Below are 20,558 nucleotides of genomic sequence, written 5' to 3'. Positions count from 1 at the left end.
CGCGCAAAAGCCGTTATCATAAGCCCCCCTTAGCCGGCCAAGCCACGACACACCATGACCGAACAAGACTATCTGCTCGCCTGGGGCCTCTACGCGATCGCCGCGCTGGGCTGCCTGCTGGTGTGGTTCCGCATGACCGGCTGGATGTGGCGCTGGCTGCGTGAGCCGCTGCGTGTGGTGGTTGCGGTGCTGCTGTTGACCCCGACCATCGTCGATCCGGCCAAGGAGCTGTTCGCTCCGGCCATCGCCATTACCGCGCTGGACCTGCTGTTCAAGGTGGGCAACAACGCCTGGCGGGCGGTGGCCGACCTTTCCATCTACGGCCTGATCGCGCTGGCGGTATGGCTGGCCTTCGCTGGGCTGCGCTGGCCGATCGAGCGCTGGTGGCAGGCACGTCGCGGCCAAGCGGACCAGGCCGCCGCCGCAGCGGACGAGCCGACCCTGCGCCAGTTGATGGACCGTGACGAGCGTTTCGACGCCGATACCCGTCTGGATGCCCAGGGCGAGCGGCGCCTGCGTATCGAGCCACGCCTGTGAGGCCCAGTGCATGACCTGTGTGTTCTGCGCCATCGTCGACGGCCAGCTGCCGGCCCATGTGATCCATGAAGATGAGCATTTCGTCGTGCTGCTGGATATCTTCCCGCTGCGCCCCAGCCATGTGCTGATCGTCGCCCGCGGCCACGCGCCTTTTCTCGCCGACCTGCCGGCTGCGCCGCGTGAGGCGCTGCTGGCCCTGGCCGACCGAGTAGGTCGCGCGCTTTACCGCAGCGATCCCTCGGTGCTCGGTATCAATCTGCTGATCAACGACGGTCCGGTGGCCAACCAGCATGTGCCGCACCTGCATCTGCACCTGATTCCCCGACGTGTCGGCGACCTGCCGGCGCTGTGCTGGCGCATTCTCACCCGCTTCCTGCCGTTCGGCCGCAAGCGCATCGAAGCACGCCTGGTGCGCGAGGCCGAGCGCTTGCGTGTCGCGCTGGCGGAGAGCTGCTGAGCCATGTGCGAACTGCTCGGCATGAGCGCCAACGTGCCCACCGACATCGTGTTCAGCTTCACCGGGCTGATGCAGCGCGGCGGCGGCACCGGCCCGCACCGTGACGGCTGGGGCATCGCCTTCTACGAGGGGCGCGGCTTGCGCCTGTTCCAGGACCCGGCGGCCAGCGTCGATTCCGAGGTGGCGCGCCTGGTGCAGCGCTATCCGATCAAGAGCGAGACGGTGATCGGCCACATTCGCCAGGCCAACGTCGGCCGCGTCTGCCTGGCCAACACCCACCCCTTCGTGCGTGAGCTGTGGGGGCGCAACTGGTGCTTCGCCCACAATGGCCAGCTGGCCGGCTTCGCGCCGCGTTTCGAGTTCTACCGCCCGGTCGGTGATACCGACAGCGAGGCGGCCTTCTGCGACCTGCTCAACCGGGTACGCGGCGCCTTCCCCGAGCCGGTGCCGGTCGAGGTATTGTTGCCGGTGCTGGTGCAGGCGGCCCAGGAGTACCGGGGCAAGGGCGTGTTCAACTGCCTGCTCAGCGACGGCGACTGGCTGTTCTGCTTCTGCTCGACCAAGCTGGCGCAGATTACCCGCCGCGCGCCTTTCGGCCCGGCGCGCCTGAAGGATGTGGACGTGACGGTGGACTTCCAGGCGGAGACCACGCCCAATGACGTGGTGACCGTGATCGCCACCGAACCCTTGACCGATAACGAGCGCTGGAACCTGCTGCGCCCGGGCGAGTGGAGCCTGTGGCGGCGCGGCGAGCGCATTGCCCAGGGACAGATGGGGGAGTGAGGATGTTCAGAAGCTACCTGCGACTGCTGGTATTCGCCTTCGGCCTGCTGGTTGGCGTGCAGGTGCCGGGCCTGGTCGACGACTACGGCAAGCGTGTGGCCGCCCAGCGCGCCGAGTCCGAGGAAAGCCTGCTGGGCTTTCGCGAGACCGCCGCGCGCTTCTTCAATGCCGATCTCAATGCCTTGGTCGCCCACTACCGCGCCAGTACCGACGCAGTCATGCGCAGCGACGCCGACAGCATCGCCCACCTGGTGAGCCGCTCCGAGCTGCTGGAAGCCGAGTGGCTGGCCATGCAGGGCCCCTGGTACGCCCAGGCCTGGCACCTGGCCACGGCGGCTGATCGCGAGATCCTGCAGCAGACCCTGGATGCCTACAGCTACCAGGTGCTGCTGGCGCCCCAGGCCATCGCCTGGGCGCTCGGCGTCGGGCTGCTGCTGGCCTGGCTGGTCGAGCTGCTGGCGCTGGGCATCGGCTGGACCCTCGGCATCGGCCGCAAGCACAAGACCATCGCCTACGAGAAGCGCCACTGGCGCTGACATGAAAAAGGCCCCGCGAGGGGCCTTTTCTTTGTTCGTGGTGCCTTCAGCTGTCGCGACCGTGGGCGGCGGCAGCCAGTTGCCCGGTATCCACCCGCACGAAGACCGAATCGCCGATGGCGGTGAGCACATCGCCGGCGTAGATCTCGCAGATCACCTGGGTCTTGCGCCCCACCTCGCCCTCGACCCGTGCGCGCAGTTGCAGTGGCACGCCCATGGGCGTCGGTTTGATGTACTTGATGCCGAGGAACCCGGTGACACAGTCGATGCGCGGCAGGCTGCCGGGCTCGCGGCCCTCGGCTCGGTAGTGGTAGGCCATGGCCGTCCAGTTCGAATGGCAGTCCACTAACATGGCGATCAGCCCGCCGTAGACCAGGTCCGGCCAGCCGCAGTGCATGGGGTCGGGCAGGTGTTCGGCGACGACGTGGATGCCGTCCTCGTGCCAGCGGCTCTTGACGTGCAGGCCGTGCGGGTTGCGGCTGCCGCAGCCGTAGCAGACGCCTTCGGGTGCGGCGGCGTCCTGCAGGGAAATGTCGTGCATGTTTGGCTCGTTGCGAAGGGTAACGGGCCAAGCCTAACGGCTTTCGCCATAAAGCAGAACGGGCCCCGCAGGGCCCGTTCATTGGTCACTTGGAAAGGAAGCGCATCCCTTCCTCCAGCCCCCGCAGCGTCAGCGGGTGCATCTGATCGTTGATCAGCTCGCGGACGATGTTGGTGGAGGCCGTGTAGCTCCAGGCGTCCTTGGGGTAGGGGTTGATCCAGATGAGCTTCTTGTACTTGTCCATGAAGCGTTTCATCCAGACGTAGCCGGCTTCCTCGTTCCAGTGCTCGACGCTGCCGCCGGGCTGGGTGATCTCGTAGGGCGCCATGGCGGCGTCGCCGACGAACACCACTTTCCAGTCCGGGCCGTACTTGTGCAGCAGGTCATTGGTGGAGTAGCGCTCGCTGGTGCGGCGCAGGTTGTTCTTCCACACGCTCTCGTAGATGAAGTTGTGGAAGTAGAAGTACTCCAGGTGCTTGAACTCGGTCTTGCAGGCCGAGAACAGCTCCTCGCAGACCTTGACGTGCGCATCCATCGAGCCACCGATGTCGAACAGGATCAGCAGCTTGACCGTGTTGCGGCGCTCCGGGCGCATCTGGATGTTGAGCAGGCCGGCGTCCTTGGCGGTGTGGTCGATGGTGCCACCGAGGTCGAACTCTTCCGCCGCGCCTTCGCGGGCGAACTTGCGCAGGCGGCGCAGGGCCACCTTGATATTGCGCGTGCCCAGTTCGACTTGGTCGTCGAGGTTCTTGTACTCGCGCTGGTCCCACACCTTGGCGGCCTTGCCCTGGCGCTTGCCGGCGTCGCCGACACGGATGCCTTCCGGGTTGTAGCCGCCGGAGCCGAACGGGCTGGTACCGCCGGTGCCGATCCACTTGTTGCCGCCGGCGTGGCGCTCCTTCTGTTCTTCGAGGCGCTTCTTGAACTCCTCGATCAGCTTGTCCAGGCCGCCCAGGCTCTGGATCTGCGCCTTCTCTTCCTCGGTCAGGTGGCGCTCGAATTCCTTGCGCAGCCACTCCTCGGGGATCAGTGCCTCTATGTGTTCGTTGAGGTTTTCCAGGCCCTTGAAGTAGGCGCCGAAGGCGCGGTCGAACTTGTCGAAGTGGCGCTCGTCCTTCACCAGGATCGCCCGGGCGAGGTAGTAGAACTCGTCCATGTCGGCGAACACGACGTTGTGCTTGAGCGCGTTGATCAGGTCGAGCAGCTCGCGCACCGAGACCGGTACCTTGGCCGCGCGCATTTCATTGAACAGGTTGAGCAGCATGGCTGCGGACCTCTAGGCATGTACGGACAGTTCCCTCTCCCATTCATGGGAGAGGGGGAGGGAGAGGGTCCGGCAGGCAACACCGAGTCGCCCGGCAATCCCTCACCCCCAGCCCTTCTCCCAAAGGGAGAGGGGAGACAAGCAATCAGCGCCCGGCGCGGCGCGCCATGAAGGCCAGACGCTCAAGCAGCTGCACGTCCTGCTCGTTCTTCACCAGGGCGCCGGCCAGCGGCGGGATGGCCTTGGTCGGATCGCGCTCGCGCAGCACGGCCTCGCCGATGTTGTCGGCCATCAGCAGCTTCAGCCAGTCGACCAGTTCGCTGGTGGAGGGCTTCTTCTTCAGGCCAGGCACCTTGCGCACGTCGAAGAACACGTCCAGCGCCTCGGCCACCAGCTCGCCGCTGATACCCGGGTAGTGCACGTCGACGATCTTCTTCAGGGTCTCGCGGTCGGGGAAGGCGATGTAGTGGAAGAAGCAGCGGCGCAGGAAGGCATCCGGCAGTTCCTTCTCGTTGTTCGAGGTGATGATGATGATCGGGCGCTGCTTGGCCTTGATCGTCTCGTCGGTCTCGTAAACGTAGAACTCCATCTTGTCGAGTTCCTGCAGCAGGTCGTTGGGGAACTCGATGTCGGCCTTGTCGATCTCGTCGATCAGCAGGATCACCCGCTCCTCGGACTCGAAGGCCTCCCACAGCTTGCCTTTCTTGATGTAGTTGCGAACGTCGTGGACCTTCTCCGAGTTCAGCTGCGAATCGCGCAGGCGGCTGACCGCGTCGTACTCGTACAGGCCCTGGTGCGCCTTGGTGGTGGACTTGATGTGCCAGGTGATCAGCTTGGCGCCGAAGGCCGCGGACAGCTGCTCGGCCAGCATTGTCTTGCCGGTGCCCGGCTCGCCCTTGACCAGCAGCGGGCGCTGCAGGGTGATGGCGGCGTTGACCGCGAGCTTCAGGTCGTCGGTAGCGACGTAGGACTGAGTGCCTTCGAACTTCATCGTGTCATCCTCGAACGGTAACGCGCGGGCGGCGCCCGGCACGGCGAACAGCTGAAAAGCCCAATATACCCCGCGTGCCGGCGCACTGTGAACGCAGACGCGCCATTCAGTCACTGAATGGCGGGTCACCCGCTCAAGGTCAGCGGCTGGACGCCCGCGCGGCCTGGGCATAGGCTTGGCGGTCTCGTTCCTGCCTGCACAAGGACTTCCGCCATGAGCCGCATCTATTCCGACAACGCCCAATCCATCGGCAACACGCCGCTGGTGCAGATCAACCGCCTGGGGCCCAAGGGCGTGACCATTCTGGCGAAAATCGAAGGGCGCAACCCGGGCTATTCGGTCAAATGCCGGATCGGCGCCAACATGATCTGGGACGCCGAGTCGCGCGGCGTGCTCAAGCCGGGCATGACCCTGGTCGAGCCGACCTCGGGCAACACCGGCATCGGCCTGGCCTTCGTCGCCGCCGCCCGTGGCTACAAGCTGATCCTGACCATGCCGGCGTCCATGAGCCTTGAGCGGCGCAAGGTGCTCAAGGCCCTGGGTGCCGAGCTGGTGCTGACCGAGCCCGCCAAGGGCATGAAGGGCGCCATCGCGGAGGCCGAGGCACTGGTTGCGGCCAACCCCACGACCCACTTCATGCCTGCGCAGTTCGACAACCCGGCCAACCCGGCCATCCACGAGAAGACCACCGGCCCGGAAATCTGGAACGATACCGACGGTGCGGTAGATGTGCTGGTGGCGGGCGTCGGTACCGGTGGCACCATCACCGGTGTCTCGCGCTACATCAAGCAGCAGCGTCACAAGCCGATTCTTTCGGTGGCGGTGGAGCCGATCGCCTCGCCGGTGATCAGCCAGACCATTGCCGGCGAAGAGGTCAAGCCCAGCCCGCACAAGATCCAGGGTATCGGCGCCGGCTTCGTGCCGAAGAACCTCGACCTGTCCATCGTCGACCGCGTCGAGCAGGTCGGCGACGACGAGGCCAAGGCCATGGCCCTGCGCCTGATGCAGGAAGAAGGCATCCTCTGCGGCATCTCCTGCGGCGCCGCCATGGCCGCCGCCGTGCGCCTGGCCGAGAAGCCGGAGATGCAGGGCAAGACTATCGTGGTGATCCTGCCGGACTCGGGCGAACGCTACCTGTCGAGCATGCTGTTCAGTGATCTGTTCACCGAGCAGGAGCTGCAGCAGTAAGCAGCTGCCGTGCATGAAAAAGCCGCCCTCGGGCGGCTTTTTGTATCCCCTCTCCCCATGGGAGAGGGGGCGGGGCGGCCCGCGTAGGGTGAGGGTGCGACAGGCGCCACGGAGTTGCCCGTCAGCCCCTCACCCTAGCCCTGGCCACGCGCCCTACACCGTGGCTAGTGTCCCGCTCGGTGCGCGCGGATGCACTAAAGGTCGTAGCCCGGATGTAATCCGGGAAACGGACCACTCCGCTCCCGGATTGCATCCGGGCTACGTTCTGGCCGGCGCCGCACTCGGTGCGCTCGGCCTCACCACCAGCCACAGCGCCACACCGATCAGCACACAGCCCGGCAGGTAGTCCCAGCTCAGCGGTTCGCCCAGTAGCAGCGCGCCCCACAGCACGCCGAACGGCGGGATCAGGAAGGTGGTGGTACTGGCCTTGATCGGTCCGATATCGGCCAGCAGGCGGAAGTACAGGACGTAGGCGAAGGCGGTACAGACCAGGCCCAGGCCGGCCAGCGACAGCCATACCGTGGGCCCGCCCCAGCTGGTGGGCGGCTGCCAGACCAGGCTGCCGGCGAACAGCGGCAACTGGAACAGGCTGGCACCGACCAGGCTGGCGAAGGCCACCAGGCGGTTGTCCAGGCCCAGCGGGCCGATCCAGCGGCGGGTGAGGAAACCGGCAAAGCCGTAGCAGGTGGTGGCCACCAGGCAGGCGGCGGCGCCCAGCAGCAGCGGCAGGTCGAAGTCCACCGGGCCGGTGCGGGTCAGCACGGCCACGCCGAACAGGCCGAGCGCCACGCCGGCGGCCTTGCTCGCGGTCAGCCCCTCGCTGAAGAACAGCGCGCCGATCAGTACGCCCATCAGCGGCGTGGTGGCGTTGAAGATCGACGAGTAGCCGGCCGGCAGCACCAGCGCTGCCAGGCAGTACATCACCGAGGGTAGACCGGCGTTGATCACGCCGAGGATCAGGCAGGCGCGAAACTTGCCCTGATAGTTCCACAGCGGCCGCATCAGCAGGAGGAAGGCCAGCAGGCCGAGGGCGCCGAGGCTGGCACGGAAGAAGGCGGTCGGCAGGCTGCCCAGCACCGGCACGGCGATGCGCATGAACAGGAAGCTGGCGCCCCAGATGGCGGCGAGCAGCAGCAGGCGGAACAGGTCGGCGGCGTTCATCAACGGCTCCAGGCAGGAGCCGCCAGATTACGCCGCCCAGCAGGCGGCGCAATCCGCAGCTGACTCTCAAATCGGCCGTACAGATGCATTCGCACGGCCGTGGTCATGGCTCAGAAGGTCTTGCTGGCGCTGACCATCAGGTCGGCGCCGCACAGGTCCTCGTAGCCGGTGAAGCTCAGGCACTCGGCATCGGACAGGTCGGTATCGACATAGCTGAGGCCCCAGGTGATGCCGGCCAGCTCGCGGTTGAGCGAGACCTGCCAGTTGTCGTAGTCCTCGCGCGAATCGCTGTAATCGGCGTTGAACAACACCCCGTCCTTGTAGTCGACGTTCTCCCAGCGCAGCTCCAGACCGATCTCCAGCGGCAGCTGGGTACGGTAGCCGGCGTACTGGGTGAAGGCGGTGTCGTCGGTGTCGTGGGAGTGCTTGCCGCCGACGAAGAAGCCGTAGGCCTCTAGCGTCAGGTAGATGTCGCTGCCGTTGAACTGGCCTTCGCCGGGGAAGGTGTAGTGGTTGTAGTAGCCGTCCAGGCTGATGGCGTCGGTGATCTGCCAGTAGTAGCCGAGGTAGTAGTCGATCTCCTGGCGGGTGCCGAAGCGATCGTCGTTTTCCCAGTCGTAGCCGAAGTCGACGTTGCTGGTCCACACCCCGGCGTACAGGCCGCTGGCGTGGCTGAGCATCAGGTCGAGCTGGGCGGCGGGGTCGCCGAGGGTCTGCGAGATGCCGCTGTTGCGGTAGTCGCTGTAGATGGCCGGGGTGATGGCCAGGGCGAACTGCTCGTTGAGTTCGATGGCCTGGGCCTGCAGGGTGCCGCCGGCCGCGATGGCCAGGGCGAGAAGGTGCTGGATGCGCATGGAAGAGCCTTGTGTTGTGGTTGTTAGGTCGGCAGTTCGAAGGCGAGCCGCTCCGCCGCGCGCCGCAGGGCGCACGGTGAAGGCGGCGGGTGGGTCTTATTCGGCGTGGGCGGTGGTGGCGCCGACCTGGTGCACCGGCTTGCCGGCGAACCAGGTCTGCAGCACACGGGTGTCGAACAGCTCGGCATCGCTGACCGTGAAGATGTCGCGGTCGAGCAAGATCAGGTCGGCCTGCTTGCCGGGCGCCAGCGAGCCGATGCGGTCTTCCAGGCGCAAGGCCTTGGCGGCATTGATGGTGTAGGCGCGCAGCATGGTTTCGCGGTCGATGCTCTCGGCGGCGTTGAGCACCCCGAGCGGGCCTGTGCGGGTACTGGCCTGGGCGATGGCGTTCCACGGGTTGGGACTGGACACCGGCCAGTCGCTGGCCCCGGCAATGGTGGCGCCGGCCTTGTGCAGCGAGCGCGCCGGGTACTGATAGCGGTAGGCGAAGGCGCTGACGTAGGGCTTGACCAGCTCCTCGGTGTAGCTCTCGGCGGTGGCCCACAGCAGCTGCATGGAGGCGATCACGCCGAGCGCCTTGAAGCGCGCGAACTCCTTGGGGTTGACCAGCTGCAGGTGGGTGATGCTGTGTGGCACTGGCTGGGCATTGTGCTGGCGGGCGTACTGCACGGCATTCAGCGATTCGCGCACGGCGCGGTCGCCGACCGCATGCATGTGCACGATCCAGCCGCGCTGCTCGGCAGCGGCCAGCAGCGGGCCGAAGCCCTGTGGATCGATCAGCAGCTGGCCCTGCTTGTGGCTGTTGGTGTACGGGTCGATCACCGCGGCGGTCTGCCCCGGATATTCGAGGATGCCGTCGACGAACACCTTGAGGCCGGGGAAGGTCAGGTTGGGCACGCCTTTGAACTGGCGCATTACCTCGGCCTGCACAGCGAGGTCTTCGGGCTTGCTCTGCGGGTGGGCCAGCAGCAGGGCGGCCACGTGTACGTTCAACTCGCCCTTCTCGGCCAGCTCGCGGTACAGCGGCAGTACGCCGAGATCCTGGGTGGTGGGGCGCATCTCGAACAGCGACTGCTCGCCGCCGCCATTGGCCGCAGCGTCCATCCACGCGGTGACGCCCACTTCCAGATTCAGGCGCACCGCCTCGCGGGCGGCCTTCAGCATCAGTTCATGGGAGGGCTTGGGCAGCTTGCTGCGCACCCGGTCCCAGCCGGTTTCGCTGAGGTAGCCGGTGGGTGTCAGGTCCGCCTCGTGCTCGATGTAGCTGGCTTCCTTGGCGTCCAGGGTCTTGATCAGTGCGGCATCGATGCCGACGCGCCGCAGCATGGCCTGGTTGGCCCAGCCGGTGTGCCCGTCGATGCCGTCGAGCACCAGCGGCTGCTCGGCCCAGCGGCCCTGGTTGAAGCGTTTGGCCAGTTCGCGGCTGTCCTTCCAGTAGGCCGAGCTGACGCCGCTGATGGCGATGATGTCGTCCAGGCGCGCGGTGCCGGCCGCGTCTTGCGCGAGGATCCACTGTTCCAGTTCCGCCAGCGGCTTGACCTCGTCGTAGAGGTTGGCGCGCAGACTGGCAAGGGCGCCCATCACCGGGTGGCTGTGGGTGTCGATCATGCCCGGCATCAGCACCTTGCCAGCCAGGTCGATGCGTTGGGTGGTGGCGTCGGCCAGGGCGAGGATGGCGGCGTCGCTGCCGACCTGGAGAATCCTGCCGTCGTCCACGGCGATGGCCTGTGCCCTGGGCTGGCTGGCCTCGGCGGTAAACACCTGGCCGTTATAAAACACCATATCGGCGGCGGCCATGGCTTCCAGGGAGGAAAAAGCTAGTGCACTTGCCAGTAACGCTCTTTTCACAGCAGACCCCTTGTTTTTATTGAGCTGCCGGCGAGACTAGCGAGCATGGGGAGCGGGCAGAACGGCCTGTTCGTGCAAAATCCTTTTGCCTGGTAGGAAACGACCATGGACAAGTTCAGTGCCCTCGGCATGTTCGTCGCCACGGCCGAGCAGGGCAGTTTCAGCCGCGCCGCTGAGCTGCTGGGCAAGACGCCCTCGGCCCTGACCAAGGCCGTCGGTCACCTGGAGCGCGAGCTGGGCGCGCAGCTGTTCGAGCGCAGCACCCGGCGCATCGTGCTGACCGAGGCCGGGCGCCTGTATCTGGACACCGCGCGCCAGGTGCTGCAGCGCCTGCACGAGGCGGGGGAGGAGATCGGCCAACTGCAGCACGGCCTGCACGGCAGCCTGCGGCTGACCGCGCCACTGGCGTTCGGCCAGGCCTTTCTCGATCAGGTGTGTGCCGGTTTTCTGACCGAGTACCCGCAGATTCGCCTGCGCGTCGACCTGTGCGACGACTTCGTCGACCTGGTCGAGTCCGGTTACGACCTGGCCCTGCGCGAGGGACCGAGCGACCTTCCGGGGCTGATCGCACGGGTGGTCGGCAAGAACCGCATCTGTCTCTCTGCCAGCCCCGCGTACCTGGCCCGCAACCCGCTACCGCTGACGCCGCAGACCCTGGAGCAGCACGACTGGCTGATGTACGCCCACCCGGCGCTCGGGCGCGACGGCTGGTGGGTGGTGCGCGACGGCGTGCGCATCCGCCTGCCGCACCCGCAGCAGGTGCGCCTGGAGAGCGACAACTATGACCTGCTGCTGGCCAATGCCGTGGCCGGCAACGGTGTGCTGCACACCCCGCTGTGGAGCGTTGCGCCTCATCTGGCCGATGGCCGCCTGGTGCGGCTGATGGCGGACTACCAGATCGAGCCGGACGCCTTTGGCGAAGACATCCTCGCCGTCTATCCCAGCCACCGCCGTGCCACCGGCAAGGTGCAGGCCTTCATCGATTACCTGCAGCGCTTCCTGGCCTTCACCCTGGAGGCTGACCGCTAGGGTCAATCGCACCGAGCGCTTGGGTCATTGAGAGGCGGCGAGGGCGGGTCTACCTTGAACCAGCCCGGCGGGGCAGATAACAACAAGAAGGGACGCCCGCATGACCGAACAACTGCCGTTAGAACGTTTCCAGCACTGGTGCGAGCGCACGCCCGAGCGGGTCTGGCTGCGCCAGCCGGTGGCCGGCCACTGGCATGACTTCACCTGGCATCAGGTCGACGAACAGGCGCGCCGCCTGGCCGCCGGTTTGCAGGCGCTGGGCTGCGCGCAGGGCGACCGGGTGGCGATCCTGGCGAAGAACTGCGCCGAGTGGTTCATCAGCGACCTGGCCATCATGATGGCCGGGCTGATCAGCGTGCCGCTCTATCCGCTGCAGACCGCCGAGAGCATCGCCTACGTGCTGGAGCATGCCGAGTGCCGGGCGATCATCCTCGGCAAGCTGGACGAGCCGGACAAGCTGGAGGGGGCTATCGGCGCACAGGTGGCGCGCATCGCCATGCCCTATCCGACCCTGCGCGCCGATTACCAGTGGCACGAGTTGCAGGCCCATGCGCCGTTGCAGCAGGTGCACCGGCAGCAGGGCGACGAGCTGCTCAGCATTCTCTACACCTCCGGGACCACCGGTCAGCCCAAGGGCGTGATGCTGTCGGCGCGGGCCATGGCTTTCTCCGCCGCCAACGCCTGCGCCGAGATGAAGATGGACGAGCGCGACCAGTTCTTCTCCTATCTGCCGCTGTCGCACGCCGCTGAACGCTTCCTGGTGGAGATGAACAGCCTCTACGCTGGCGCGGCGGTGGCCTTCGTCGAGTCGCTGGAGACCTTCGCCGCTGACCTGCAGCACGTGCGCCCGACCGTGTTCTTCTCGGTACCGCGGCTGTGGACGCGCTTCCAGCAGGGCGTGCTGGAACGCCTGCCGCAACGCAAGCTGGACCTGCTGCTGCGCCTGCCGCTGCTCGGCAGCCTGGTGGCGCGCAGGATTCGCCGTGGCCTGGGCCTTGATCGGGCACGCGTGCTGGTGTCCGGTGCCGCCGCGATTTCCCCGGGGCTTCTGGAATGGTACCGGCGCATCGGCCTGACGCTCTGCGAGGGCTACGGCATGACCGAGAACTTCGCCTACGGCTGCTTCAACCGCCCTGGACAAGTGCGCTTAGGCACGGTCGGGCGGCCCATGCCGTTCCTCGAAATGCGCCTGGCCGACAGCGGCGAGGTGCTGTTCCGCAGTCCGACCCTGATGCAGGGCTACTACCGTGAGCCGCAACTGAGCGCCCAAGCCCTGGAGGGCGGCTGGCTGCACACCGGCGACAAGGGCGAGGTGGATGCCGACGGCTATCTGCGCATCACCGGGCGGGTCAAGGACATCTTCAAGACCAGCAAGGGCAAGTACGTGGCACCGGCGCCCATCGAGGGCGAGATCGCCAAGAACACCTGGGTCGAGCAGGTCTGCCTGATGGGCAGCAACCGCGACCAGCCACTGGCGCTGATCGATCTTTCGCCGGCGGCTCGTGCTCAGGCCCGCGAGCAGATTGCCGCCGACCTGCTGGTGACCCTGGAGCGCCTCAATGCTGCGTTGCCGGCACACGAGCGTCTGAGCCATCTGCTGCTGGTGAGCGAGAGCTGGACCGTGGACAACGGCAGCCTGACGCCGACCCTGAAAATCCGCCGCAACGTGCTGGAGGCCCGCTACGCCGAGTGGGTCGCCCGCCTGCCGCATCAACCTGCTGTTCACTGGGAAGACTGAATATGAAAGGCCCGCTGTCCTCGCTGAAAGTCCTCGACTTCTCCACCCTGCTGCCGGGGCCGTTCGCCTCGCTGCTGCTGGCCGACCTGGGCGCCGAGGTACTGCGCATCGAGTCGCCGACGCGCATGGACCTGGTGCGCGTGCTGCCGCCGCATGTCGACGGCGTATCCGCCAGCCATGCCTACCTCAACCGCAACAAGCGCTCGCTGGCGCTGGACCTGAAGAAGCCCGAGTCCCTGGAGGTGGTGCGCCGCCTGGTGGCCGAGTACGACATCGTGCTGGAGCAGTTCCGCCCCGGGGTAATGGACAAACTCGGCCTCGGCTACGAGGCACTGAAGGCAATCAACCCGCGGCTGATCTATGTCTCCATCACCGGCTACGGCCAGACCGGGCCGTACAAGGACCGCGCTGGCCACGACCTCAACTACCTGGCGCTGAGCGGCCTCTCCAGTTACACCGGGCGCCGCGACAGCGGCCCGCTGCCGCTCGGCATGCAGGTGGCGGACATCGCTGGCGGCTCCCTGCACGGGGTGATCGGCCTGCTCGCCGCGGTGATCGCCCGGCACAGCACGGGGCAGGGCCAGCACGTCGACATCAGCATGACCGATTGCGTCTTCAGCCTTCACGCCATGGCCGGTGCTGGCTACCTCGCCGCCGGCCAGGAGCCGGACATGGAGAACCAGGCGCTCAACGGCGGCAGCTTCTACGACTACTACCGCACCCGCGACGGCCGCTGGTTGTCGGTGGGCAGCCTGGAGCCGCAATTCATGCAGCAGTTCTGCGCCGCCATCGGCCGCCCGGAGCTGGCCGCCCTGGGCCTGTCGCCCAAGGACCAGAAGGCGCTCAAGCGCGAGATCGAGATCGAGATCGAGAAGCACGACCTGGCCGACTGGCAGGAGCGTTTCGCCGCCCTGGATGCTTGCGTCGAACCGGTACTCAGGCTGTCCGAGGCGGTCGAGCACCCGCAGCTCAGGGCGCGTGGCGTGGTCACCGAAGTACCGCGCGAGGGCAGGGCGGCGCAGCGCCAGCTGGCCTGCCCGATCCGTTTCTCCGCAGGGCTGGAGCCGCCCCGGCATATCGGCGTGGCCGTCGGTGCACACAGCGACGAGGTGCTGCGCGAGCTGGGCTATGACGCCGAGCAGATCGCCGCGCTCAGGGCGAGCAAGGCGCTGGCATAGGGGCTCGACGACCTTCACCCACTGCACTAGCCTTGCCTCCTTTTGCCAAGGAGGCGAGCTATGGTCAGGTCGATTTGGATGTCTCTGCTAATGCTTTTGAGCACGTTTGCCTTTGCGGAGGAAGACCCTTGCTCCCTGGGTAGTGCGATGGCTACCAGTGCGTGCCAAGAGCCCAAGTGGAAAGCCGCTGAGCAGGAGCTGCAGGCCAGTTATGACCTGCAGGTGGCTCACGTAAAGGAGCAGAGCCCTCATCTGTTGCCGGATCTTGTGCGGGCTCAGCGCACCTGGATCCGCTTTCGCGAGCAGTACTGCAGCGTGTATGCCCGCGACCGGGTGGAGGGCAGTAGCTGGACCGGCTTCTGGGAGGCTGAGTGCATGGCCGACGAGGCGCGCAGGCGCACTCTATCGATCAAGCACATGCTCGAAGTGGGCTATTGACCCGACGGGTCACTCCACCCGCTGCTCGCCGCTAAACACCAGCGTCGCGCGGCAGCACCTGCAGAAGTAGCGGCGGCCCTGGCGCACCAGGCCATGGCGCTTGGCGGAGAAGGGGAACTCGCCGTCCGGGCACTGGCACAGGTAGAGGTAGCGGGTGACCTTGCGCCGGCCCACGTCATAGTTATGGCAGCGGTCCGGTGGCAGCTCGTAGACGCCGCGCATGATCAGCTGCCATTCCTCGCCATGCGGCTGGATGCGCGGGCCGAACAGCTGGTGCGCCACCAGGTGGGCGACTTCGTGGGCCACCGTCTGCTTGAGGAAGTGCTCGCGGTTTTCCGCGTAGAGCTTGGGGTTGAAGCGCAGCAGGTTTTCCTGCAGGTGCGCGACCCCGGCCTTCTGCCCGCGCAGCTTGAAGCTGACTTCGGGGCGAGGGAATGAGCGTTTGAAGAAGTCCTCGGCCAGTTGGTAACAGGCTTCGACGCGGGCATGGAGCAGTTCGGGCATGCGGCGATTATGCCGCGTCCAGGGGCGCCATAAAACACGAAGCCGCCCGAAGGCGGCTCCCTGTGGCGGCAGGCCGGGTTTCCAATCAGCTGGTGTAGACCGGCCCCACGCCGAAGCCCCAGAGAATCACCGAGCAGGCGATCATCGCCACCAGCACCACCAGGCCTACGGCCAGCACCGAACTGGAGAACATGAAGCCTTCGTCCTGGGGAATGCCCATGAAGGTAGGAATGCCGGCATATAGCAGGTAGACCGTGTAGCAGATGGCCGCCGTACCGATGAACATGCCCAGCCACAGGCTCGGGTAGAGTGCGGCGACACCGCCGATGAACAGCGGGGTGGCACAGTAGGCGGCAAAGACCACGCACTGGGTCATGGTCGGGTTGGAGTCATAGGTACGTGCCATCCAGTGGATGAAGGCGCCCATCACGGCTACGCCGGCCAGCATCGCCAGGTAGGACATGATGGTCATCTGCAACGCACTTTCGGCGGTGAGTTTTACCGGATCGCCATCGCCGATGGTCCAGCCTACCTGCGTAGTGCCGAAGTAGGCGCAGAGCGCGGGGATGGCAGCGAGAATCAGGACGTGGGTCAGGTACATGTGGCTGATGCTTTCTTCCTCGCCACGGATTTCCTGCCACTCTTGGTCGGGATGGGTGAAGAGCCCCCAAACATGGTGGATCATGCAGACACCTCCTCTTTTTATTGTCGATCGCCCCGAGCGTAGCGCCCGGAGTGCGTGCTCAGCAGCGCCGGGTGCAGGCCGAATTAAGTGCGACCGTGTGTCGCAGTATAGGAGAAGGCTGGAGTCCGCGTGAGCCGTGGCTTTAGAGCGAATTGCTCTCTATCTGTCAGCCGTAATAGCGCTCAAGTATTTCCATCGCCAGGTTGATCGACTGCAGACGCTCCGTGCTGCCGCCGCGATCCGGATGGTGCTGGCTCACCAGCTGGCGGTAACGCAGCTTGATAGCGGCGAGATTGAGCGGCTGGTCGCCATTGAGCTCGAACAGCTCCAGGGCCGCGCGCTTCTCGTCGCCGCCCTGCATGCGCGTCCAGAAGCTGGCCAGCAGCTTTTCCACGTCGCGTTCGGTGGTGTCGCGCAGATTGTTCAGATTGAGATAGTAGTCACGCAGCGGGTCGTGCTGGGCCAGGCCTTCGCCGCCGCTGTGCCAGGGCTGCAACTGCACGCACAGCGGGCTGATCTGCAGGTGCGCTTCCTCGCGCCCCCAAAGGCGTTCGCGCAACAGGTACAGGGCGTTGAACAGCAGGAAGTGGGTGCGGAACAGCACCAGCTTGTCGGCCAGCCCGAGGTTGGGGATATGCGTGCAGTGGCGCGCCTTGAGCTGTTGGATCAGCTGGAATTCGCTGATGCCGGCGGGCGCGGCGCGCAGCAGTTCGTGCAGTTGCTCGGGCAGGTCGAGGGCGGGATCAAGGTCGTTGTTCATCGGCTGAGCCTAACACGGGCTGCCGTGCGCCGGCTTTGTGCGTAAAATAGCCAGCTTTTCGCCTTCACCCCGGATTTCCCAGCACCATGCCCAGCACCCTCTCGGTCAACCAGAACAAACTGCAGAAGCGCCTGCGTCGCCAGGTCGGCGAGGCCATTGCCGACTTCAACATGATCGAGGACGGCGACAAGGTGATGGTCTGCCTGTCCGGCGGCAAGGACAGCTACACCATGCTCGACGTGCTGCTGTACCTGCAGAAGGTGGCGCCGATCCGGTTCGAGATCGTGGCGGTGAACATGGACCAGAAGCAGCCCGGCTTCCCCGAGCACGTGCTGCCGGCCTACCTGGAGTCCATCGGCGTGCCGTACCACATCATCGAGAAGGACACCTACTCGGTGGTGAAGGAGAAGATCCCGGAGGGCAAGACCACCTGCTCGCTGTGCTCACGCCTGCGCCGCGGCACCCTGTACACCTACGCCGACGAGATCGGCGCGACCAAGATGGCACTCGGTCACCACCGCGACGACATCCTCGAGACCTTCTTCCTCAACATGTTCTACGGCGGCACGCTCAAGGCCATGCCGCCCAAGCTGCTGTCCGACGACGGCCGCAACGTGGTGATCCGCCCGTTGGCCTACTGCAGCGAGAAGGACATCGAGGCCTATTCGGTGATGAAGGAATTCCCGATCATCCCGTGCAACCTGTGCGGTTCGCAGGAAAACCTGCAGCGCCAGGTGGTCAAGGAAATGCTCACCGAGTGGGAGCGCAAGAGCCCGGGCCGTACCGAAATCATGTTCCGCGCCCTGCAGAACGTGGTGCCGTCGCAACTGGCCGACCGCAATCTGTTCGATTTCCAGAGCCTGAAGATCGACGACAGCGCCACGCCACGCTTCCTCGACGTGATGAATCTGTGATCCCCGACCGGCCGCCCAGAGCGGCCGGTTTCGTTTCCGGGTGAGCTTTTGGTAGGGCGTTTGAAACCTGCGTAATCACACCGCGTGGGTTCCACTCGTCCTACATGGGTTCCATGATCATGCGCGCATGATCAGCTCGGGCACGGCGCGCTCCTCGACGAAACGCTCCTGCACCAGACGCCTCACCTCGGCTGCATCGCGAATGCGGTACCACTCGCCGCTCGGGTAGACGCTCAGGGTCGGCCCCTGGTCGCAGGGAAACTGGCACTGGGTGCGGGTGATATGCACGCCATCCTCGGTCTCCAGGCGCCCGACTGCCTTCAGCTCTTCGCGCAACAGCTTCCACAGCGGCAGGGCGCCACGCCGGGTGCAGCGCGGGCCGTTGCACAGCAGCACGCGATAGCGGTGCGGTGGGATGCACGACCAGGCGTGGGATGGCGGCAGCTGCGGCACGTCCACACAGCCCAGGTGCTTTTCCGGTTGCCGGATCAGCTCGGCCAGCGCTGCCGCGTCCTCGGCATTGCCTGCGCAGACGAACAGCCGGTCGGCGTGCTCGCCTCCCAGCGCCTGTAGCTCGCCGCGTAGCCAGTCCAGTTGCTGGCTGCTGCCGAGCGGGTCCAGATCCACGACCAGTAGCGGCAGTTCTTCGCCGCTCAGGCACTCGCGCACGTGCGTCCAGAGTGCGTCATAACCGGTGCTGGTTTCGAACAGATCGCTCAGCACGGCGGCGCCGAACTGTTCGCCGAACTGGCGGCGGATCAGCTCGGCGAAGCTGCCATGGTCGAGGTCGGGGCCGGCGAACAGGACACGGGCGTAGATTGAGGTCTTCATTGGGTGTTCTCAAAGCAGCGGCTGTAGCGCCTGCCACAGGGTGTCGGGATCGGCGAAGCTGCGCTCCACCTCGGGCAGTGGCGGGCGTTGCAGGATCAAAACCGGCAGGCCGCGCTCGCGGGCGACCTGCAGCTTGGCCTCGGTGGCGTTGCCGCCGCTGTTCTTGCTGATCAGCACATCGAAGCCCTCGTTGGCGAATAGCGCCCGTTCATCTTCGAGCGCGAACGGGCCGCGCGCGGCGATGCAGCGGGCGCGTGGGTGTTCGGGCTGGGCGTCGAGCAGGCGCAGGGTCCAGTGCTGGTGTACCGGGATTTCATCGAGGTGCGCCAGCGGTTCGCGGCCGAGGGTGAAGAGGGGCTTGCGGAAGGGCGCCAGCGCCGAGACCAGTGCGGCCCAGTCGGCTACCTCGCGCCAGTCGTCGCCAGGCTGCGGCTGCCAGCCGGGCCGGCGCAGCGCCCAGCAGGGTACCCCGGCCAGGCGCGCGGCCGCAGCGGCATTGGCGCTGATCCGCGCGGCATAGGGGTGAGTGACGTCCAGCAGCAGGTCGAAGCCTTCAGTGCGAATGAAATCGGCCAACCCTTCGGCACCGCCAAATCCACCGACGCGCACCCGGCAGCTCAGATCATCCGGCACCTTGCCCAGCCCGGCCAGGCTGTAAAGATGCTCGGGGCCCAGGCGTCGCACCAGGCGCAGGGCATCGCCGACGCCGCCGAGCAGCAACACGCGGGTCACGGTTTGTGCACCTGCAGCAGGGTGATCGGCAGTGCGCTGCGCCAGGTATCGAAGTCGCCCAACGGCTGGGCCTGGGCGATGGCGATGCGGGTCAGCTCGCCGCCGTGCTGTGCGCGAAAAGCCACCAGCACGGCCTCGCTCTGCAGGGTCACGGCATTGGCGATCAGCCTGCCGCCCGGCTTGAGCGCCTGCCAGCACTGCTCCAGCATGCCGGGCACGGTGACGCCGCCGCCGATAAAGATGGCGTCGGGCGCTTCCAGCCCGCCCAGGGCCTGCGGTGCCTCGCCGGCCACCAGTTGCAGCTGCGGTGCGCCGAGAGCGTCGCGGTTATGAGCGATCAACTGCTGGCGACCGGCATCAGCTTCGATGGCAATGGCGCGGCAGTGTGGGTGGCTGCGCAGCCATTCGATGCCGATCGAGCCGCAACCAGCACCGACATCCCACAGCAGCTCACCGGGGCGGGGTGCCAGGCGGGCCAGGGTGACGGCGCGCACGTCGCGCTTGGTCAGCTGGCCGTCGTGGCGATAGGCATCGTCGGGCAGGCCGACCGTCAGTGGCAGCGGCTGCACGCCGGTATCGGCCCGGCACTCGACGGCCAGCAGATTGAGTGCGGCCACTTCCTCCAGGTTCCAGCTATCTGCCAGGCCATCGATTCGCCGCTCCAGCGGGCCGCCCAGGTGCTCCAGTACGCTCAGGCGGCTGGCGCCGAAGCCGCGCTCGCGCAGCAGAGCGGCGAGGGCGCTCGGGCTGCTGCCGTCGTTGCACAGGATCAGCAGGCGCTGGCCGTCGTGCAGATGGCGGGCGACGGCCGGCAGCGGGCGCGCGACCACCGACAGCAGGGTGATGTCTTGCAGCGGCCAGCCCAGGCGCGCGGCGGCCAGCGAATAGGCGGAGGGCGTCGGCAGCACAAGCATCTCGCCTTCATCCAGCTGGCGCGCCAGGCTGGCGCCGACGCCGTAGAGCATGGGGTCGCCGCTCGCCAGCACGCAGGTCGGCATGCCGCGCCGCTGCAACACCGGCTCCAGGCTGAAGGGGCTTGGCCAGGTCAGGCGCGCGGCGCGGATGCAAGGTGGCAGCAGGTCGAGCTGGCGCGGCGCACCGACAATGCACTCGGCCTCCAGCAACGCGCGCCGCGCCGCCTTGCCCAGACCGGCGTAGCCGTCTTCGCCAATGCCCACCACTGTCAGCCAGGCCGTCATGCAGCTCTCCTTGCGGTGACGCGCGGGCTTGGCCCTGCGCCGGAAAAAGCGGGCATAATAGCGCCTTCGTCGGTGCCCATGAGACGGTTCACGATCTGGCGAGCTAGAGAAAAACCAGGCGAAAGGGGCTGAGGAAGCGGAGTTTACGAACGGTAAATGAGCATTCCGAAGCCGCTTTCAACGCAGTTTTTCCGACGCGCAGCAGATCGTGGCTCCTTACGGGCCTAAGAGGGAACATGGGTGAGCTCCGGCTCCAACCATGGCTGCCCCCGCAACTGTAAGCAGCGAGTCGCTCCGCACACACGCCACTGAGCAATCGGGAAGGCCGCGCCGCGATGATGACCTGCCAGCCAGGAGACCTGCCGACGACGCAGTCGCGAGTGCCAACAT

The 20,558-nt window shown here is 66.3% G+C and carries 22 protein-coding genes and 1 riboswitch; of the genes, 10 read left to right on the top strand and 12 right to left on the bottom strand.

Features of this window, described 5'->3' with window-relative positions; translation table 11 throughout:
- The first annotated feature begins 54 nt into the window (after nucleotides 1–54).
- The 4 genes from ACOAPY_RS14655 to ACOAPY_RS14640 are packed head-to-tail and all read left to right on the top strand — an operon-like array spanning nucleotide 55 to nucleotide 2,313.
- Nucleotides 55–537 carry an MFS transporter gene (locus tag ACOAPY_RS14655; protein WP_465153768.1) on the top strand — a complete coding sequence of 161 codons (483 nt, stop codon included), beginning with the start codon at nucleotides 55–57 and terminating at the stop codon, nucleotides 535–537.
- Between the two features lie 10 nt (nucleotides 538–547).
- Nucleotides 548–994, top strand: a complete 447-nt coding sequence (locus ACOAPY_RS14650; RefSeq protein ID WP_465153767.1) for an HIT family protein — start codon at nucleotides 548–550, stop codon at nucleotides 992–994.
- 3 nt (nucleotides 995–997) lie between these two features.
- Nucleotides 998–1,777 carry a class II glutamine amidotransferase gene (locus tag ACOAPY_RS14645; RefSeq protein ID WP_465153766.1) on the top strand — a complete coding sequence of 260 codons (780 nt, stop codon included), beginning with the start codon at nucleotides 998–1,000 and terminating at the stop codon, nucleotides 1,775–1,777.
- A 2-nt stretch (nucleotides 1,778–1,779) separates the two neighbouring features.
- On the top strand, nucleotides 1,780–2,313 hold the full coding sequence (locus ACOAPY_RS14640; protein ID WP_076424942.1) for a DUF2937 family protein: 534 nt from the start codon (nucleotides 1,780–1,782) through the stop codon (nucleotides 2,311–2,313).
- 46 nt (nucleotides 2,314–2,359) lie between these two features.
- Here ACOAPY_RS14640 and ACOAPY_RS14635 read toward each other — a convergent pair whose 3' ends face one another.
- The 3 genes from ACOAPY_RS14635 to ACOAPY_RS14625 all read right to left on the bottom strand — a co-directional run bounded on the left by ACOAPY_RS14635 (nucleotide 2,360) and on the right by ACOAPY_RS14625 (nucleotide 5,109).
- Nucleotides 2,360–2,854, bottom strand: coding sequence for a PaaI family thioesterase (locus ACOAPY_RS14635; RefSeq protein ID WP_021699176.1), 495 nt, complete (start codon nucleotides 2,852–2,854; stop codon nucleotides 2,360–2,362).
- Between the two features lie 85 nt (nucleotides 2,855–2,939).
- Nucleotides 2,940–4,118, bottom strand: coding sequence for a vWA domain-containing protein (locus ACOAPY_RS14630; RefSeq protein ID WP_076424938.1), 1,179 nt, complete (start codon nucleotides 4,116–4,118; stop codon nucleotides 2,940–2,942).
- Nucleotides 4,119–4,263: 145 nt separating this feature from the next.
- Entirely contained in the window at nucleotides 4,264–5,109 is an 846-nt protein-coding gene (locus ACOAPY_RS14625) for an AAA family ATPase (RefSeq protein WP_142134971.1), read from the bottom strand.
- Between the two features lie 213 nt (nucleotides 5,110–5,322).
- On the opposite strand from ACOAPY_RS14625, the gene cysK reads away from it, so the two are divergent.
- Nucleotides 5,323–6,297 carry a cysteine synthase A gene (gene cysK, locus ACOAPY_RS14620; protein ID WP_465153765.1) on the top strand — a complete coding sequence of 325 codons (975 nt, stop codon included), beginning with the start codon at nucleotides 5,323–5,325 and terminating at the stop codon, nucleotides 6,295–6,297.
- A 258-nt stretch (nucleotides 6,298–6,555) separates the two neighbouring features.
- On the opposite strand, the gene ACOAPY_RS14615 is transcribed toward cysK, so the two are convergent.
- The 3 genes from ACOAPY_RS14615 to ACOAPY_RS14605 form a co-directional block, all read right to left on the bottom strand.
- Nucleotides 6,556–7,458 (bottom strand): DMT family transporter, encoded by a 903-nt coding sequence (locus tag ACOAPY_RS14615; RefSeq protein WP_465153764.1) that lies wholly within the window; start codon nucleotides 7,456–7,458, stop codon nucleotides 6,556–6,558.
- A gap of 110 nt (nucleotides 7,459–7,568) precedes the next feature.
- A complete protein-coding gene (locus ACOAPY_RS14610) occupies nucleotides 7,569–8,312 on the bottom strand; it encodes a TorF family putative porin (protein WP_465153763.1) in 744 nt (247 codons plus the stop codon).
- Between the two features lie 96 nt (nucleotides 8,313–8,408).
- The gene (locus ACOAPY_RS14605) at nucleotides 8,409–10,109 is read right to left on the bottom strand and encodes an amidohydrolase (RefSeq protein ID WP_465153762.1); all 1,701 of its coding nucleotides are present in this window, start codon (nucleotides 10,107–10,109) and stop codon (nucleotides 8,409–8,411) included.
- A 156-nt stretch (nucleotides 10,110–10,265) separates the two neighbouring features.
- Here ACOAPY_RS14605 and ACOAPY_RS14600 point away from each other — a divergent pair, with 156 nt between their 5' ends.
- The 4 genes from ACOAPY_RS14600 (at nucleotide 10,266) to ACOAPY_RS14585 (ending at nucleotide 14,543) form a co-directional block, all read left to right on the top strand.
- Entirely contained in the window at nucleotides 10,266–11,189 is a 924-nt protein-coding gene (locus ACOAPY_RS14600) for a LysR family transcriptional regulator (protein ID WP_076579201.1), read from the top strand.
- 100 nt (nucleotides 11,190–11,289) lie between these two features.
- Nucleotides 11,290–12,927 carry an AMP-binding protein gene (locus tag ACOAPY_RS14595; protein WP_465153761.1) on the top strand — a complete coding sequence of 546 codons (1,638 nt, stop codon included), beginning with the start codon at nucleotides 11,290–11,292 and terminating at the stop codon, nucleotides 12,925–12,927.
- A gap of 2 nt (nucleotides 12,928–12,929) precedes the next feature.
- Nucleotides 12,930–14,105: a CaiB/BaiF CoA transferase family protein gene (locus tag ACOAPY_RS14590; RefSeq protein WP_465153760.1), complete on the top strand. Its 1,176-nt coding sequence runs from the start codon at nucleotides 12,930–12,932 to the stop codon at nucleotides 14,103–14,105.
- A gap of 147 nt (nucleotides 14,106–14,252) precedes the next feature.
- Nucleotides 14,253–14,543 (top strand): lysozyme inhibitor LprI family protein, encoded by a 291-nt coding sequence (locus ACOAPY_RS14585; protein ID WP_465153759.1) that lies wholly within the window; start codon nucleotides 14,253–14,255, stop codon nucleotides 14,541–14,543.
- A 9-nt stretch (nucleotides 14,544–14,552) separates the two neighbouring features.
- Here the strand turns inward: ACOAPY_RS14585 and ACOAPY_RS14580 are convergent, their stop codons facing one another.
- The 3 genes from ACOAPY_RS14580 to ACOAPY_RS14570 form a co-directional block, all read right to left on the bottom strand.
- On the bottom strand, nucleotides 14,553–15,047 hold the full coding sequence (locus ACOAPY_RS14580) for a SprT family zinc-dependent metalloprotease (RefSeq protein WP_465153758.1): 495 nt from the start codon (nucleotides 15,045–15,047) through the stop codon (nucleotides 14,553–14,555).
- Nucleotides 15,048–15,132: 85 nt separating this feature from the next.
- A complete protein-coding gene (locus ACOAPY_RS14575; RefSeq protein WP_280055222.1) occupies nucleotides 15,133–15,732 on the bottom strand; it encodes a Yip1 family protein in 600 nt (199 codons plus the stop codon).
- A gap of 166 nt (nucleotides 15,733–15,898) precedes the next feature.
- Nucleotides 15,899–16,492 (bottom strand): DNA-J related domain-containing protein, encoded by a 594-nt coding sequence (locus ACOAPY_RS14570; RefSeq protein ID WP_465153757.1) that lies wholly within the window; start codon nucleotides 16,490–16,492, stop codon nucleotides 15,899–15,901.
- 86 nt (nucleotides 16,493–16,578) lie between these two features.
- Between ACOAPY_RS14570 and ttcA the strand changes: the two genes are divergently transcribed.
- Nucleotides 16,579–17,406 carry a tRNA 2-thiocytidine(32) synthetase TtcA gene (gene ttcA, locus ACOAPY_RS14565; RefSeq protein ID WP_465153756.1) on the top strand — a complete coding sequence of 276 codons (828 nt, stop codon included), beginning with the start codon at nucleotides 16,579–16,581 and terminating at the stop codon, nucleotides 17,404–17,406.
- Between the two features lie 117 nt (nucleotides 17,407–17,523).
- Here the strand turns inward: ttcA and ACOAPY_RS14560 are convergent, their stop codons facing one another.
- Genes ACOAPY_RS14560 through cbiE form a run of 3 tightly spaced genes read right to left on the bottom strand, consistent with a single transcriptional unit; the run spans nucleotide 17,524 to nucleotide 20,168 of the window.
- A complete protein-coding gene (locus tag ACOAPY_RS14560; RefSeq protein WP_465153755.1) occupies nucleotides 17,524–18,237 on the bottom strand; it encodes a (2Fe-2S) ferredoxin domain-containing protein in 714 nt (237 codons plus the stop codon).
- Nucleotides 18,238–18,246: 9 nt separating this feature from the next.
- Nucleotides 18,247–18,969 carry a cobalt-precorrin-6A reductase gene (locus tag ACOAPY_RS14555; RefSeq protein ID WP_465153754.1) on the bottom strand — a complete coding sequence of 241 codons (723 nt, stop codon included), beginning with the start codon at nucleotides 18,967–18,969 and terminating at the stop codon, nucleotides 18,247–18,249.
- The gene (gene cbiE, locus ACOAPY_RS14550; protein ID WP_465153753.1) at nucleotides 18,966–20,168 is read right to left on the bottom strand and encodes a precorrin-6y C5,15-methyltransferase (decarboxylating) subunit CbiE; all 1,203 of its coding nucleotides are present in this window, start codon (nucleotides 20,166–20,168) and stop codon (nucleotides 18,966–18,968) included. The genes ACOAPY_RS14555 and cbiE overlap by 4 nt, the downstream gene beginning before the upstream one ends.
- 182 nt (nucleotides 20,169–20,350) lie before the next feature.
- Nucleotides 20,351–20,548, top strand: a riboswitch (cobalamin riboswitch).
- The last annotated feature ends 10 nt before the right edge of the window (nucleotides 20,549–20,558 follow it).

The organism is Pseudomonas stagnisoli (genome assembly GCF_048595745.1).
Taxonomy (GTDB): Bacteria; Pseudomonadota; Gammaproteobacteria; order Pseudomonadales; family Pseudomonadaceae; genus Aquipseudomonas; species Aquipseudomonas alcaligenes_A.
The sequence above is the reverse complement of the archived record's forward strand: the minus strand, read 5'-3'. Positions and strand labels throughout refer to the sequence as shown.

Coding starts and splice junctions, on each gene's coding strand:
- ACOAPY_RS14655 (WP_465153768.1), top strand. CDS start 55: ATGACCGAACAAGACTATCTGCTCGCCTGGGGCCTCTACGCGATCGCC.
- ACOAPY_RS14650 (WP_465153767.1), top strand. CDS start 548: ATGACCTGTGTGTTCTGCGCCATCGTCGACGGCCAGCTGCCGGCCCAT.
- ACOAPY_RS14645 (WP_465153766.1), top strand. CDS start 998: ATGTGCGAACTGCTCGGCATGAGCGCCAACGTGCCCACCGACATCGTG.
- ACOAPY_RS14640 (WP_076424942.1), top strand. CDS start 1,780: ATGTTCAGAAGCTACCTGCGACTGCTGGTATTCGCCTTCGGCCTGCTG.
- ACOAPY_RS14635 (WP_021699176.1), bottom strand. CDS start 2,854: ATGCACGACATTTCCCTGCAGGACGCCGCCGCACCCGAAGGCGTCTGC.
- ACOAPY_RS14630 (WP_076424938.1), bottom strand. CDS start 4,118: ATGCTGCTCAACCTGTTCAATGAAATGCGCGCGGCCAAGGTACCGGTC.
- ACOAPY_RS14625 (WP_142134971.1), bottom strand. CDS start 5,109: ATGAAGTTCGAAGGCACTCAGTCCTACGTCGCTACCGACGACCTGAAG.
- cysK (WP_465153765.1), top strand. CDS start 5,323: ATGAGCCGCATCTATTCCGACAACGCCCAATCCATCGGCAACACGCCG.
- ACOAPY_RS14615 (WP_465153764.1), bottom strand. CDS start 7,458: ATGAACGCCGCCGACCTGTTCCGCCTGCTGCTGCTCGCCGCCATCTGG.
- ACOAPY_RS14610 (WP_465153763.1), bottom strand. CDS start 8,312: ATGCGCATCCAGCACCTTCTCGCCCTGGCCATCGCGGCCGGCGGCACC.
- ACOAPY_RS14605 (WP_465153762.1), bottom strand. CDS start 10,109: ATGGCCGCCGCCGATATGGTGTTTTATAACGGCCAGGTGTTTACCGCC.
- ACOAPY_RS14600 (WP_076579201.1), top strand. CDS start 10,266: ATGGACAAGTTCAGTGCCCTCGGCATGTTCGTCGCCACGGCCGAGCAG.
- ACOAPY_RS14595 (WP_465153761.1), top strand. CDS start 11,290: ATGACCGAACAACTGCCGTTAGAACGTTTCCAGCACTGGTGCGAGCGC.
- ACOAPY_RS14590 (WP_465153760.1), top strand. CDS start 12,930: ATGAAAGGCCCGCTGTCCTCGCTGAAAGTCCTCGACTTCTCCACCCTG.
- ACOAPY_RS14585 (WP_465153759.1), top strand. CDS start 14,253: ATGGCTACCAGTGCGTGCCAAGAGCCCAAGTGGAAAGCCGCTGAGCAG.
- ACOAPY_RS14580 (WP_465153758.1), bottom strand. CDS start 15,047: ATGCCCGAACTGCTCCATGCCCGCGTCGAAGCCTGTTACCAACTGGCC.
- ACOAPY_RS14575 (WP_280055222.1), bottom strand. CDS start 15,732: ATGATCCACCATGTTTGGGGGCTCTTCACCCATCCCGACCAAGAGTGG.
- ACOAPY_RS14570 (WP_465153757.1), bottom strand. CDS start 16,492: ATGAACAACGACCTTGATCCCGCCCTCGACCTGCCCGAGCAACTGCAC.
- ttcA (WP_465153756.1), top strand. CDS start 16,579: ATGCCCAGCACCCTCTCGGTCAACCAGAACAAACTGCAGAAGCGCCTG.
- ACOAPY_RS14560 (WP_465153755.1), bottom strand. CDS start 18,237: ATGAAGACCTCAATCTACGCCCGTGTCCTGTTCGCCGGCCCCGACCTC.
- cbiE (WP_465153753.1), bottom strand. CDS start 20,168: ATGACGGCCTGGCTGACAGTGGTGGGCATTGGCGAAGACGGCTACGCC.